This is a genomic window from Arthrobacter ginkgonis (assembly GCF_039540195.1).
Classification (GTDB): domain Bacteria; phylum Actinomycetota; class Actinomycetes; order Actinomycetales; family Micrococcaceae; genus Zafaria; species Zafaria ginkgonis.
On sequence record NZ_BAABEO010000009.1, the window covers coordinates 363,477 to 376,536 of the forward strand.

13 protein-coding genes and 1 tRNA gene are annotated in these 13,060 nt (G+C 71.2%); 9 read left to right on the top strand and 5 right to left on the bottom strand.

Features of this window, described 5'->3' with window-relative positions:
• The first annotated feature begins 33 nt into the window (after positions 1–33).
• From ABD912_RS08255 to ABD912_RS08280, 6 genes are all read left to right on the top strand, one after another.
• A complete protein-coding gene (locus ABD912_RS08255) occupies positions 34–1,011 on the top strand; it encodes an NAD(P)H-quinone oxidoreductase (RefSeq protein ID WP_345149932.1) in 978 nt (325 codons plus the stop codon).
• 218 nt (positions 1,012–1,229) lie between these two features.
• A complete protein-coding gene (locus tag ABD912_RS08260; protein ID WP_345149933.1) occupies positions 1,230–3,476 on the top strand; it encodes a carbon starvation CstA family protein in 2,247 nt (748 codons plus the stop codon).
• A gap of 2 nt (positions 3,477–3,478) precedes the next feature.
• Positions 3,479–3,718, top strand: a complete 240-nt coding sequence (locus ABD912_RS08265) for a YbdD/YjiX family protein (RefSeq protein ID WP_345149934.1) — start codon at positions 3,479–3,481, stop codon at positions 3,716–3,718.
• Between the two features lie 144 nt (positions 3,719–3,862).
• On the top strand, positions 3,863–4,417 hold the full coding sequence (locus ABD912_RS08270; protein ID WP_345149936.1) for a proteasome activator: 555 nt from the start codon (positions 3,863–3,865) through the stop codon (positions 4,415–4,417).
• 15 nt (positions 4,418–4,432) lie between these two features.
• Positions 4,433–4,897, top strand: coding sequence for a hypothetical protein (locus ABD912_RS08275; RefSeq protein ID WP_345149938.1), 465 nt, complete (start codon positions 4,433–4,435; stop codon positions 4,895–4,897).
• Between the two features lie 133 nt (positions 4,898–5,030).
• Positions 5,031–5,876, top strand: coding sequence for an aldo/keto reductase (locus ABD912_RS08280; RefSeq protein WP_345149940.1), 846 nt, complete (start codon positions 5,031–5,033; stop codon positions 5,874–5,876).
• Positions 5,877–5,970: 94 nt separating this feature from the next.
• Here the strand turns inward: ABD912_RS08280 and ABD912_RS08285 are convergent.
• From ABD912_RS08285 to tmk, 4 genes are all read right to left on the bottom strand, one after another.
• Positions 5,971–6,043: transfer RNA gene (locus ABD912_RS08285), tRNA-Thr, on the bottom strand.
• Between the two features lie 110 nt (positions 6,044–6,153).
• Positions 6,154–7,698 carry an alpha/beta hydrolase gene (locus ABD912_RS08290; RefSeq protein WP_345149942.1) on the bottom strand — a complete coding sequence of 515 codons (1,545 nt, stop codon included), beginning with the start codon at positions 7,696–7,698 and terminating at the stop codon, positions 6,154–6,156.
• 56 nt (positions 7,699–7,754) lie between these two features.
• Positions 7,755–8,903, bottom strand: a complete 1,149-nt coding sequence (locus ABD912_RS08295; RefSeq protein ID WP_345149943.1) for a DNA polymerase III subunit delta' — start codon at positions 8,901–8,903, stop codon at positions 7,755–7,757.
• Complete coding sequence (tmk, locus tag ABD912_RS08300) at positions 8,900–9,547, bottom strand: dTMP kinase (protein ID WP_345149945.1); 648 nt, start codon at positions 9,545–9,547, stop codon at positions 8,900–8,902. Before tmk ends, ABD912_RS08295 begins: the two co-directional genes overlap by 4 nt.
• A 183-nt stretch (positions 9,548–9,730) precedes the next feature.
• On the opposite strand from tmk, the gene ABD912_RS08305 reads away from it, so the two are divergent.
• The gene (locus ABD912_RS08305) at positions 9,731–10,876 is read left to right on the top strand and encodes a trans-sulfuration enzyme family protein (RefSeq protein ID WP_345149947.1); all 1,146 of its coding nucleotides are present in this window, start codon (positions 9,731–9,733) and stop codon (positions 10,874–10,876) included.
• A gap of 127 nt (positions 10,877–11,003) precedes the next feature.
• Positions 11,004–11,306, top strand: a complete 303-nt coding sequence (locus tag ABD912_RS08310) for a DUF2516 family protein (protein ID WP_345149948.1) — start codon at positions 11,004–11,006, stop codon at positions 11,304–11,306.
• Here ABD912_RS08310 and ABD912_RS08315 read toward each other — a convergent pair.
• Complete coding sequence (locus ABD912_RS08315; protein WP_345149949.1) at positions 11,300–12,163, bottom strand: class I SAM-dependent methyltransferase; 864 nt, start codon at positions 12,161–12,163, stop codon at positions 11,300–11,302. The genes ABD912_RS08310 and ABD912_RS08315 overlap by 7 nt on opposite strands.
• A 106-nt stretch (positions 12,164–12,269) precedes the next feature.
• Between ABD912_RS08315 and ABD912_RS08320 the strand changes: the two genes are divergently transcribed.
• Positions 12,270–13,016, top strand: a complete 747-nt coding sequence (locus ABD912_RS08320) for a phosphoglyceromutase (RefSeq protein WP_345149950.1) — start codon at positions 12,270–12,272, stop codon at positions 13,014–13,016.
• The last annotated feature ends 44 nt before the right edge of the window (positions 13,017–13,060 follow it).

Here is a 13,060-nt window from a genome sequence, read left to right on the forward strand (position 1 = left end):
GGCGAGGAGCGCCGCGGAACAGGGGAGCAACAGATGCGTGCAGTCGAGTTCACCGCCGCCGGAGGTCCGGAGGTCGCCGCGGTCACCGAACGCCCGGTCCCGGAGCCGGGCCCCGGCGAGGTCCTGGTCCGCGTCGCGGCCGCCGGCATCAACCGCGCCGACGTGCAGCAGCGCCGCGGCTTCTATCCGCCCCCGCCCGGCACCACGGACATCCCCGGGCTGGAGGTCAGCGGCACCGTCGCCGCCGTGGGCTCGGACGTGCAGGGGTACGCCGCCGGCGCGCGGGTCTGCGCGCTGCTCGCCGGCGGCGGGTACGCCGAATACGTCACCGTCCCGGCCGGGCAACTGATGCCGGTCCCGGAAGGGGTGGACCTGGTCGAGGCCGCCGCGCTGCCCGAGGTGGCCGCGACGGTCTACTCCAACCTGTTCCTGGAGGCCGGGCTGGCCGCGGGGGAGACCGTGCTCATCCACGGCGGCGCCGGCGGCATCGGCACCATGGCCACCCAGCTCGTGGCGGCCGTCGGCGCACACCCGATCGTCACCGCCGGCACCCCGGAGAAGCTGGAGTACTGTCGCGGCTTCGGCGCGGAGGCGGGCATCGACTACCGCACCGAGGACTTCGTCGACCGCATCCGGGAGCTCACCGCGGGGCATGGGGCGGACATCGTCCTGGACGTGATCGGCGCCAAGTACCTGGAACGGAACGTGCGCGCGCTCGCCGTTGGTGGACGGCTGGTGGTTATAGGACTGCAGGGCGGAGCGAAGGCGGAGCTGGATTTGGGGGCGCTGATGTCCCGGCGGGCCCGCATCATCGGCACCACGCTGCGTTCGCGCCCCGCCGCGGAAAAGGCGCGGATCGTCGCCGGAACGGTGGAACGGGTGTGGCCGCTGGTGGAGGCCGGCACCGTGCGCGTCGCCGTGGAACGGACCTTCCCGCTGGAGCAGGTCGCCCAGGCCCACGAGTTCTTCGACTCGGGGGAACACCGCGGCAAGCTGCTCCTGACGCTCTAACGCGCTGGCCCCTGGCCTCCGGCGCAGGCCCGGCCACGGGACGGCAGCCGTCCGCCGCACGGGCGGGGCCATTCGCCGCACGGGTTGCCGGAGGGTGTCAAGCCCTGTGATGTGCCTGACAAGGGGGAGTACCCTCAAAGTCACGCGGCTGTGGGTGGTCGGGGGGAGACCGTGCATGGCCGGCACATCACTCGAGAGACAGGAACACGAGGCCCAACATGAGCACACCACTCACTCCCGAGGAGCGGATTCCTCCGGCCGCGGTCGATCCGGCCGTGGTGGAGGCCGAGGAACGCAAGTGGACGCCGGCCAAGATCGCGCTGTGGGTGGTGCTCGCCCTGCTCGGCGGCGTCGCGTGGGCCGTGCTGGCCCTTTCCCGCGGGGAAACCATCAACGCCATCTGGTTCGTCTTCGCGTCGGTCTGCACCTACCTGATCGCCTACCGCTTCTACGCCAAGTACATCGAGCGGAAGATCACCAAGCCGGATGACTTCCGGGCCACCCCGGCCGAATACAAGGTGAATGGGCACGACTACGTGCCCACCGACCGCCGCGTCCTCTTCGGCCACCACTTCGCCGCCATCGCCGGGGCCGGCCCGCTGGTGGGCCCCATCCTGGCGGCCCAGATGGGCTACCTTCCCGGCACCGTCTGGATCATCATCGGCGTGGTCCTGGCCGGTGCCGTCCAGGACTACCTGGTCCTCTTCTTCTCGATGCGCCGCGGCGGCCGCTCGCTCGGACAGATGGCGCGCGAGGAACTCGGCCTGGTCGGCGGCACGGCGGCACTGATCGCCACGATCGCGATCATGATCATCATCGTGGCGATCCTCGCGCTGGTCGTCGTCAACGCCCTGGGCGAATCCGCGTGGGGCGTCTATTCCGTGGCCCTCACCATTCCGATTGCCCTGTTCATGGGCATCTACCTGCGCTACATCCGGCCCGGCAAGGTCCTGGAGATCTCCCTGATCGGCTTCGTCCTGCTGATGTTCGCGATCATCTCCGGCCGCTGGGTGGCTGAAACCGCGTGGGGCGCCGAACTGTTCCACCTGGACCGCACCACCATCGCGTGGGCGATCATCATCTACGGCTTCGTCGCCGCGGTCCTGCCGGTGTGGCTGCTGCTGGCACCGCGCGACTACCTCTCCACGTTCATGAAGGTCGGCGTGATCGCGCTGCTGGCGCTCGCCGTCGTCGTGGTCCGCCCGGAGATCACCGTCCCGGCCTTCTCCGAGTACGCCTTCCGCAACGACGGACCGGTTGTTCCGGGAAGCCTCTTCCCCTTCCTGTTCGTGACGATCGCCTGCGGCGCGCTGTCCGGCTTCCATGCGCTGATCTCCTCCGGCACCACGCCGAAACTGCTCCAGAAGGAACGTCAGACCCGGTTCATCGGCTACGGCGGCATGCTCATGGAATCGTTCGTGGCCATCATGGCGCTGGTGGCGGCGATCTCGATCGACCGCGGCATCTACTTCGCCATGAACTCTCCGGTGGCGGCGACCGGCGGCACCGTGGACGGGGCAGTGGCCTTCGTGAACGGGCTGGGCCTGGCGGGCGTGAACCTCACCCCGGACATGCTCACCACCCTGGCCGCCGACGTGGGCGAGGAATCCGTGGTCTCGCGCACCGGCGGCGCCCCCACGCTGGCCGTCGGCATCGCCACCATCATGAACCAGTGGTTCGGGGGCCCCGCGATGATGGCCTTCTGGTACCACTTCGCCATCATGTTCGAGGCGCTGTTCATCCTCACCGCCGTCGACGCCGGCACGCGCGTGTCCCGCTTCATGCTGCAGGACGCGATCGGAAACTTCATTCCGCGGTTCAAGGACACCTCGTGGCGCATCGGCGCCTGGGTCTGCACGGCCCTTATGGTCGCCGGCTGGGGGTACATCCTGATCCTGGGCGTGACGGACCCGCTTGGCGGCATCAACACGTTCTTCCCGCTGTTCGGCATCTCCAACCAGCTCCTGGCCGCGATCGCCCTCGCGGTGGTCATGACGATCGTCGCCAAGCGCGGCAATTTCAAGCACCTGTGGGTGGTCATCCTGCCGCTGGCCTTCGCCACCGTGGTCACGGTGACGGCTTCGCTGTACAAGATCTTCTCCCCGGTGCCGTCTGTGGGCTACTGGGCGCAGCACAACGCGTACAAGCAGGCCCTGGCCGACGGCCTGCAGAGCTTCGGCTCGGCGAAGTCGGTCGCGGCCATGGAAGCGGTGGTCCGCAACACCTTCGTCCAGGGCACGCTGTCGATCGTGTTCCTGGTGCTGTCGGTGATCGTGATCGCCACGGCCATCATCGCCACCATCCGCGCGTTCCCCCACGGAGGGACCGACAACGAGGATCCGGCGGCGCCGTCGCGGATCTACGCTCCGGCGGGCATTGTGGCCAGCCCCGCCGAGAAGGAACTGGACGCGCGGTGGAACGCCCTGCCCGCCCGCCTGCGCGCCCTCAACTACAGGGGGCACTAGCCGTGGACACGCCCACCCCGCCGCGGGCCGCGGCCGTCCTGGCCACGGTCGGGGCAGCCGTCGCCAAAGGCTGCAGGGGCCTGGCCTGGTACTTCGGCGGAGTGCTCGGAGCGGACGCCTACCGCAAGTACCTGGAGCACCACGGCCAGGCGCATCCCGGCGAGGAACCCCTCACCGAGCGCGCCTATTGGCGCGAGGCGATGGACCGGCAGGACCGCAATCCCCAAGGGAGGTGCTGCTAGGGGCCCCGTTGCCGGGCCGTCACGCACCCCGCCACACCGCGGCGCTTCCGTGCCGCCGGCGCCCCCGCGGAGCCGGCGGCCCGGAGGCGCCACGCGGCGTTTTGGCCCACAGCCCGGTCCCATCGTCCGTGGCAAGATGGACCCATGACCGATCAGCAGCTGCCCGAGGCCCAGCCGGACGACGCAGGAAGCCAGGACGGACAGGTTCCCGCGGGGGAGTCCTTCCGCATCCGCGGGCTGGTCGATGAACCCGCAAAGGTCCTCCGCGTGGGCGGGATGGTCAAGCAGCTCCTTGAAGAGGTGAAGTCCGCGCCGCTCGATGAGAAGGCCCGGGTGACCCTCGCCGACATCCACGAGCGGGCAATCGCGGAACTGGAGCGGGGGCTTTCCCCCGAACTGGTCCAGGAGCTGCGCCGCATGCGGCTGCCTTTCACCGAGGGCGAGGCCCCGTCCGAGGCCGAGCTGCGCATCGCCCAGGCCCAGCTGGTCGGCTGGTTGGAGGGCGTCTTCCACGGCATCCAGACCGCGCTGGCCGCGCAGCAGCTGGCGAACCAGCAGCTTGCCCAGCGCATCCACATGCGCCAGATCCCCGCGGGCACCGAGGTGGCGCCCGGGATCGTCATCAACGAGCAGGGCGAACCGGTCCGGGTGGCACCCTCGGACAGCGAGCCCCAGCACGGTCCCGGACAGTACCTGTAGGGGATGGAAACGGGAATGGGGCTCTTTTCCGGCGCACGGGCTGCGCGCCGCGACGACAAGGACCTGGGCACCGGCATATGGCGCCGCGCCCACGACCGCTACGGCCGCGGGCTGGACCGCTTCCACCAGGTGCTCGAAGGAATCGAGGACGACGACCTCTACAACGCCCTGGTCATGATCGCCGATCACCTGGCCGACCTGCAGCCGCGGGTGCGCGAGGTCTGCCGGGAGGCGCAGTTGCTGAGGCCGAGCTCCGACACCGACATTCCCGGCGGCCTCGCCCCGGTCCACCGTGCCCTGTCCAAGGCGGCAAACGACTTGGCCACGGCCGCGCAGTCGGCGGCCATGGCCAGGCTCGACGGCGAGCGCTGGGGCTACGCGTCGGCCGGGCTGGAGAACGTGGCCCGGCGGGCCGACGTTGTCACCGGCGGCGTGCTGGCGGCTGAGGCGGCACTGGAGCAGGCCCGCGCCGCGGGCTGAGGCGGCGCCCCGGCATCAGGGGCCGGGCCCGGCGCGCGGGAGCCGAAACGCGCAGGCGGGCGGCGTTTTCGCCATGGGCGGAGCCTGCCCCGGCAGCGGGGTCGGGCCGCCGCGCCGGTGGCAGGATGGGCCCATGACAAATTTCGTGTCCCCCGAACTTTCCTTGAACGACGGCCACACCATCCCGCAGCTGGGCTACGGCGTGTGGCAGGTGAAGGACGATGTCGCCGAAGGCGCCGTCCTCAACGCCTTCGAAGCGGGCTACCGCCACATCGACACCGCCCGCATCTACGGCAACGAGGCCGGCGTGGGCCGCGCCATTGCGGCCTCCGGGATCGCCCCCGAGGACCTCTTCATCACCACCAAGGTCTGGAACTCGGACCAGGGCTACCAGCAGACCCTGGACGCCTTCGAGGCCTCGATGGAGCGCCTGGGGCTGGAGACCCTGGACCTGTACCTGATCCACTGGCTCCAGCCGAAGCAGGGCAAGCACGTCGAGACCTGGAAGGCGCTGATCGAGCTGCAGCGGACCGGGCGGGTGCGCTCGATCGGCGTCTGCAACTTCACGGTCGAGGCGCTGCGGGAGATCGAGGACGCCACCGGCGTCGTCCCGGCGATCCACCAGGTGGAGACCCACCCCTACTTCCCGCAGTCCGAGCTGCGCGCCTACGCGGCCTCCAAGGGCATCCTGCACCAGTCCTGGTCCCCGCTGGGCCAGGGCGGCGAGCTGCTCGCCGAGCCGGTGCTGGAGCGCATCGCCACCAAGCACGGTGCCACCCCGGCGCAGGTGGCCATCGCCTGGCACCTGGCGTTGGGCAACGTGGTGATTCCGAAGTCGGTGACCCCGGAGCGCATCGCGGAGAACTGGGCGGCGCTGGGCCTTACGCTCGACGCCGAAGACATCGCCGCCATCGACGGTCTGGACCAGGGCGAGGCCGGTCGCATCGGCCCGGATCCGGCGGTTTCCGACTTCGCCTAGCCGCTGCGCCCCGATCCCGGACGCCGCCACTCCCGGAACGGGGCCCACATGCGGAAGGACCCGCCACCTCATGGTGGCGGGTCCTTCCCGGTCGAGCCCCCAGCCAGAATCGAACTGGCGACCTTTTCATTACGAGTGAAACGCTCTACCGACTGAGCTATAGGGGCCTCACGGCCTTGCGGCCGCAGTCCCCAACTTTATAGGAGCCGGTCGGTCGCGGTCAAAACGGCGCGCCCCTCGGCCCCCATTTCAGCAGGCCCAACCCAGCAGGCCCGGCTCAGCAGGTCAGGCCGTCGCTGGGAAGCTTGCCCTCGAGCAGGTAGGCGTCGACCGGGTCCTGGATACAGGATCCGGCGCGGCCGTAGGCGGTGTGTCCGTGGCCCTTGTAGGTCAGGAGCACAGCGGATTCGAGCTGCTCGGCCAGGGACTGGGACCACTGGTAGGGAGTGGCCGGATCGCCGGTGGTGCCGATGACCACGATCGGGGCCGCGCCGGCCGCGGTGATCTGAGCGGGCGAACCGGTCGGCGGGTACTGCCAGTCCTTGCAGGTGAAGCCGCCGAACGCGAGGTACTTGCCGATGGTGGGAGAGGCGGCCTCCAGTTCCTTCGCGTCCTGGCGCTGGCCCTCGATGTCGGTGACCATCGGGTAGTCCAGGCAGTTGATCGAGCTGAAGGCGTCGGAGGAGTTCCCGTCATACGTGCCGTCTTCCTTGCGTCCCGCGCCCAGGTCGGCCAGCCACAGCATCGTGGTCGGGTTCCCGGCCTTCGCCTCGGTCAGCGCCTGGGTGAGCACCGGCCAGGAGGCGTTGTCGTAGAGCGGGAGGAGGAACCCGCTGACAAAGGTGTTGATCGGCACGAGGCGTCCGTCCGCGGCCGTCATGGGGGATTTCTCGACGGAGTCGAAGAGGTCCTGCAGCTGCTTGGTGGCGTTGTCGACGCTGCCGCTGAACGGGCAGCCGGCCGCGGCCAGGCAGCTCTGCAGGTAGGCGCGGATCTCCGACTCGAAGGCCCCGGCCTGGCCCAAGGTGATCTCCTCGTTGTTCAGCGAGGGGTCCAGCGCGCCGTCCAGCACCATGCGGCCGACGTTTTGCGGGAACAGGCCGGCATAGGTGGCGCCGAGCTTGGTGCCGTAGGAGAAGCCGAGGTAGTTCAGCTTTTCGTCGCCGCTGAGCGCCCGCAGCACGTCCAGGTCGCGGGCCGCGCTGACGGTGTCCACGTAGGCCAGCGAGACGCCGGTCCGTTCCGCGCAGGCCTTCGCGTAGTCGCGGCTGGCGGTCTCGATCTCCGCCAGGCCCTCATCGGTTGAGGTGTCGTACTGCTTCTGGCGGGCGGCGTCCTGCTCCGCGGCCGTCTGGCAGGTGACCGGGGTGGAACGGCTGACCCCGCGCGGGTCGAAGCCGATCACGTCGTAGCCGGAGTTCAGGCTCGTCAGCGTGGTCGCCATGGCATCGCGCGCGAAGTCGTAGCCGGAGCCGCCCGGGCCGCCCGGATTGACCAGCAGGCTGCCGACCTTCTCGCCGGTGGCCTGCTTGCGCAGCAGCGCCAGGGACATCGTCTCCGCCGCGGGGCGCTCGTAGTCCATGGGGACCTCGATCTTGGCGCACTCGAAGCCGGGGCCGGCCTCCGCTTCGCACGAGGACCAGTCCACCGTCTGGGTGTAGAACTTCTCCAGCCCCGCCGCGACCGTGTTCACGCCGACCATGCCCGAGGACGTGGTGGAACTCCCGGTGTCGTCCGAAGAGCCGGGGGCGCACCCGGCCAGCAGCAGCATCCCGGCGGCCGCGGCGGCGACCGCCCGGAATGCGGGTCGTAGGTATTTCATGGTGGCTCCTCGGCGGCTTGTGGTGGGAAGGGTCGGGGTGGGTGCCGGCGCCAGGGTCAGCGCGGCGGCAGCAGTCCTGCCATCATGGCCTCCATGGCCAGCAGAGGGGAGACGTTGGCGGTAATGCGTACCCGCGCCTCGGAAATGGCATCGATCCGGGCGAGCGTCTGCTCGGGGGTGGACCGTGCCGCGTAGGAGCGCAGTTCCGCCCCCAGGTAGTCGTTGACGAGCTCGGTGCCCGCCTTCAGTTGTAGCGTCAGGACGTCACGGAAGAACGTGGTCAGGTCGATCAGCGAACGGTCCAGCGAATCGTTCACCCCGCGCTTGGCCCGTCGCTTCTGCGTCTCTTCCAGCTGCTTGAACTGGCTGCGCAGCTGCGGCGGGACCGGGGCGTCCTCGGCCAGGCCCAGCGTCTCGCGGAGCCTGCGGGCCTCCGCCGCGCCGCGCTCCTCGGCCGCCGCAGTGGCCTCCGAGGTGGACAGCTCCACCAGGTCTCCGGCGGCGATCACGGCGTCGGACACGCTGCGCAGCCCCAGCGGCAGCCGGACGGTGCGGTCCCGGCGCAGCCGTGCGCCCTCGTCCCGGGCCAGCCGGCGGGCAATGCCGATGTGCCCCTGGGAGATCCGGGCGGCGAATTCGGCCTGCTCGGGGGTGAGGCCGTCGCGGCGCACCAGCAGTTCCGTCACGGCCTTCGTATTGGGCACGCGCAGGCTCACCGGGCGGCAGCGCGAACGGATGGTGACCAGCACGTCCGCGGGACTGGGCGCGCACAGGAGCCACACGGTATGCGGCGGCGGCTCCTCGATGGCCTTGAGCAGCACGTTCGTGGTGCGCTCGGTCATGCGGTCAGCGTCCTCCATGATGATGACGCGCCATTTCCCGCCGGAGGGCTTGTCCTGCGCCTTGCCGATGAGCTCGCGCACATCGGCGATCGCGTAGGTGACGTGCTCCGTGGCGACCTGGGCGACGTCGGGGTGGGTCCCGGCCAGCACGGTGCGGCAGGCGTGGCAGGTCCCGCAGCCGCGCTCGGCCGGGTCCGGGGCCTGGCACTGCAGGGCCGCGGCGAAGGCACGCGCCGCGTTCGACCGTCCGGAACCGGGCGGGCCGGTGAACAGCCAGGCGTGCGTGGGGGCATCGTCCGCCGCCGCGCGGCGCAGCTGTGCGACGGCCGCCTCCTGCCCCGGCAGGTCCGCCCAGACGTTCATCGCAGCCCCGCCACCCGCGTGGCAATGTCCGCGGCCAGCTCCGCGACGGGACGGCCGGCGTCGAGCACCAGGTAGCGGTCCGGCGCGGCGGCGGCCAGCTCCAGGAACGCGCCGCGGATCCGCGCGTGGAAATCGTCCGGCTCGGCCTCCAGCCTGTCCTCCGCCAGCGCTCCCGAGGTGCGGCGCCGGCGCCCGGTGTCCGGGGCCACGTCCAGCAGGATGGTGAGGTCGGGGACCAGCCCGCCGGTGGCCCAGCGGTTGATCTCCAGCACCCCCGCGGGACCGAGGCCGCGCCCGATGCCCTGGTAGGCGACGGAGGAGTCGACGTAGCGGTCGCAGACGACGGCGGTGCCCGCGGCCAGTGCCGGGCGGATGACCTGCTCGACGTGCGCGGCGCGCGAGGCCGCGAACATCAGGGCCTCCGTGCGCGGGTCGACGTCGCCGTGCCCGTGCTCCAGGACCAGCGCCCGCAGTTTCTCTCCGATCGGGGTGCCGCCCGGTTCGCGGGTGCGCAGCACGGTCCGTCCGGACGCCTCGAGGCGTTCGGACAGCAGGGCGGCCTGAGTGGATTTGCCGGCCCCGTCCCCGCCCTCGAAGACGATGAACAGCCCGGACGGCCGGGCGGGGGACTGGGATTCGCTCACCCCCCTAGCCTAGCGGGCGAGGGGCCCACGGCGAGCGGAGCGAGCCGGGGGAGCCCGGTAGGCGCTATCGGCTGGCCGGCCGGAGGGGAGAGGCGGTGCCGTTTCCGTGCTCGGGGGCCACGGGCCGTAACGCGGCGGGCCGATGTCCGGCGGCGGCCCGGCGGGGGTCTACGCTTTAAAACCATGCAGTCGCTCCACGCCACCGACATTGCCCCGGACACCCTCGTCGTCGCCGCCGGGCGCCCGGAACGCACCCCGGACGCCCCCGTGAATCCGCCGATCGTGCTCTCCTCGACCTTCGTCGGCGCGGGAGTCCCCGCGCCCGGCGAGCGCGTTTACGGCCGCTTCTCCAACCCGACCTGGGACCCGCTGGAGGAAACGATCGGGCAGCTCGAGCAGGCGGACCTGCCCGCCCTGGTCTACGCCTCCGGCATGGCGGCCGTGGCCTCGGCCATGTCCCTGGTCCCGGCCGGCGGCGTCCTGGTGGTTCCGCGCCACGCCTACAACGGCAGCCTCGGCCTGGTCGGCGACCTCGCCACGCGCAGCAACGTGGAGGTCCGCATCGCCGACCTTGAGGACACCGAGGCCACCATCGCCCTGTTCGGCGGCGCCGACATGGTCTGGCTGGAAAGCCCCACCAACCCGATGCTCGAGGTCGCGGACCTGCGCGCGCTGACGGCCGCGGCCCGCGCCGCCGGCGCCGTGACGGTCGTGGACAACACCTTCTCCACACCCCTGCTGCAGCGTCCGCTGGAACTGGGTGCGGACATCGTGGTGCACTCCGCCACGAAGTTCATGGGCGGGCACTCCGACGTCATCCTCGGGGCCGCCGTGACCAGCCAGACGCACCTGCGCGAGCGCCTCCATGCCCACCGCACCCTGCACGGCGCGATCGCCGGGCCGTTCGAGGCGTGGCTGACGTTGCGCGGGCTGCGCACCATGGCCCTGCGCGTGGAGCGTTCCGAGCGCAACGCCGCCGGAATCGCCCGCCGCCTGCTGACCCACCCGGCCGTTTCCGGGGTCCGCTACCCGGGCCTGCCCGAGGATCCGGGGCACCAGCTGGCCGCCGAACAGATGGACGGCTTCGGCGCGATCGTCGGCCTGCGCGTCACCGCCGGCCAGGAAGCCGCAGAGCGGGTCCTCGAGGCGCTGCGCCTGTGGCTGCCGGCCACCAGCCTGGGCGGCGTCGAGTCGCTGGCCGAACGCCGCCGCCGCCACCAGGGCGAACCGGAATCGGTGCCCGCGGACTTCATCCGCCTCAGCGTCGGCATCGAAAACCTCGAGGACCTCTGGGCGGACCTGTCCCAGGCCCTGGACACCGCGCTCTAGTTTTCGCACCGCCAGACAGCTCCCACGCCTCGCTTCGCTCGTCGCGGGCCCCTCGCCGTCTACCGTTCCGACGGCTCCCATGGCGCGCTTCGCTTGTCGCGGGCCCCTCGCCGTCTACACTGAGGCCATGTACTTTGCGCTTGAATTCGAGAGATACCTGATGCTCGCGTTCAGCATCGTCGCGCTGTTCATCGCCGGCTGGGCGTTCCTGGACTGCCTGCGGCACCCCGGGGCCACGTTCCAGCGCGAGGGCAAGCGCACGAAGGGCTTCTGGCTGGGCATGACCGGCGGTTCGGCAGCCGTGTGCCTGCTCAGCTTCGCGATCTTCGGCGGATTCCTGCAGATCATCGCGGTCTGCATCGCCGCGGTCTACCACGCCGACGTCAAGCCGGCCGTTTCCGGCAAGGGCGGGAACTACTACCGCTACTGACCCGGCGGCCGGGCCGGCCCGCCGCTGAGCGCCAGCCCGCCGCTGCGCGGGGCAACGCACGCCCAGTCCACGGTGAGTTCGCCCAGCCGCCAGCGCCGGACGCCGTCGTGCACCGGCCAGCCGGCGGCCTTCAGCGCACGGCACATCCCGATCCAGCGCTGGCGGTTCCCGAAGGAGGCCAGCGGCGCCGCGGCCAGCCAGGCGGCGTCGGCCGCCCGCAGGAACTCGTGGACCCGCTCGCCGGGCACGTTGCGGTGGATCAGCGCCTTCGGAAGCCGTTCGGCCACCTCGGAGGGCAGCGCGAAGGAACCGAACCGCAGCGCGATGGTCAGCGTCGTGGGGCCGTCGCGGTCCACGCCCACCCACGCCGCGCGCCGCCCGACCTCGTCGCAGGTGCCCTCCGCGATCAGGCCGTGCGGGGCCAGCCGGGCGCGCATGGTGTCCCAGATGGCCGGGACGTCGGCCTCCTCGTACTGGCGCAGGACGTTGAACGCGCGCACCGCCACGGGCGGGCGCGGTAGGGCCAGTTCGAAGCCGCCGAGCCGGAAGGACAGCCCCGCGATGTCCAGGGCCTGGCCGCGGGCCACACGCTCGGGCTCGATCTCCAGCCCCACCAGTTCCAGGTCCGGGCACACCGCGCGCAGCCGGATGAACATCTCCACGGCGGTGGTGGGGGAGGCGCCGTAGCCGAGGTCCACGGCCAACGGGCGCTCCTCGGTCCGCAGCCGCCACGCCTGCGGGCCGGCGAACCAGCGGTCCACCCGGCGCATCCGGTTGGGGTTGGTGGTGCCGCGGGTAATGTTGCCGACCGGCCGCCCCGAGGCCCGTCCGCCAAGCCGCTCCGCCTTCTGCACCATGCAGACCATCGTAGGCGGAACACCCCACGGCCCCTCGCCGGGTTCGGTTCCGTCCGGCCGCGTCACGAATCCCCTCCGCGCCCGCGGGCCTCGATAGGATGGCCCCATGACTTACACCCTGATCCTGCTTCGCCATGGGCAGAGCGAGTGGAACGAAAAGAACCTCTTCACCGGCTGGTACGACGTGCCCCTCAGCGACCTGGGCCGCACGGAGGCCGTGCGCGGCGGCGAGCTGCTGGCCGAGGAGGGCCTGCTGCCCGACGTCCTGCACACCTCGCTGCTCAAGCGCGCCATCATCACGGCGAACCTGGCGCTCGAGGCCGCGGACCGCAGCTGGATCCCGGTCAAGCGCAACTGGCGCCTGAACGAGCGCCACTACGGCGCCCTGCAGGGCAAGGACAAGGCCCAGACCCTGGCCGAGTTCGGCGAGGAGCAGTTCATGGAATGGCGCCGCTCCTACGACACCCCGCCGCCGCCGCTGGCCGACGACTCCGAGTTCTCCCAGATCGGCGACCCGCGCTACGCCGACCTCGGCGACGACGCCCCGCGCACCGAGTGCCTCAAGGACGTCCTGGTCCGCCTGCTTCCGTACTGGGAGGATCAGGTCAAGCCGGACCTGGCCGCGGGCAAGACGGTCCTGGTCGCCGCGCACGGCAACTCCCTGCGCGCGCTGGTCAAGCACCTGGACGGCATTTCCGACGCCGACATCTCCGGGCTGAACATCCCCACCGGCATCCCGCTGGTGTACGAACTGGATGAGCACTTCAAGCCGGTTGTCGCCGGCGGCAAGTACCTGGACCCGGCCGCCGCGGCCGAGGCCATCAAGGCCGTCGCCAACCAGGGCCGCCGCTAACGGCAGGCCCCCCACCTACGACGGCGGCGGCGCACCTTCGCAAG

Coding starts and splice junctions, on each gene's coding strand:
- ABD912_RS08255 (WP_345149932.1), top strand. CDS start 34: ATGCGTGCAGTCGAGTTCACCGCCGCCGGAGGTCCGGAGGTCGCCGCG.
- ABD912_RS08260 (WP_345149933.1), top strand. CDS start 1,230: ATGAGCACACCACTCACTCCCGAGGAGCGGATTCCTCCGGCCGCGGTC.
- ABD912_RS08270 (WP_345149936.1), top strand. CDS start 3,863: ATGACCGATCAGCAGCTGCCCGAGGCCCAGCCGGACGACGCAGGAAGC.
- ABD912_RS08275 (WP_345149938.1), top strand. CDS start 4,433: ATGGGGCTCTTTTCCGGCGCACGGGCTGCGCGCCGCGACGACAAGGAC.
- ABD912_RS08280 (WP_345149940.1), top strand. CDS start 5,031: ATGACAAATTTCGTGTCCCCCGAACTTTCCTTGAACGACGGCCACACC.
- ABD912_RS08290 (WP_345149942.1), bottom strand. CDS start 7,698: ATGAAATACCTACGACCCGCATTCCGGGCGGTCGCCGCCGCGGCCGCC.
- ABD912_RS08295 (WP_345149943.1), bottom strand. CDS start 8,903: ATGAACGTCTGGGCGGACCTGCCGGGGCAGGAGGCGGCCGTCGCACAG.
- ABD912_RS08305 (WP_345149947.1), top strand. CDS start 9,731: ATGCAGTCGCTCCACGCCACCGACATTGCCCCGGACACCCTCGTCGTC.
- ABD912_RS08310 (WP_345149948.1), top strand. CDS start 11,004: ATGTACTTTGCGCTTGAATTCGAGAGATACCTGATGCTCGCGTTCAGC.
- ABD912_RS08315 (WP_345149949.1), bottom strand. CDS start 12,163: ATGGTGCAGAAGGCGGAGCGGCTTGGCGGACGGGCCTCGGGGCGGCCG.
- ABD912_RS08320 (WP_345149950.1), top strand. CDS start 12,270: ATGACTTACACCCTGATCCTGCTTCGCCATGGGCAGAGCGAGTGGAAC.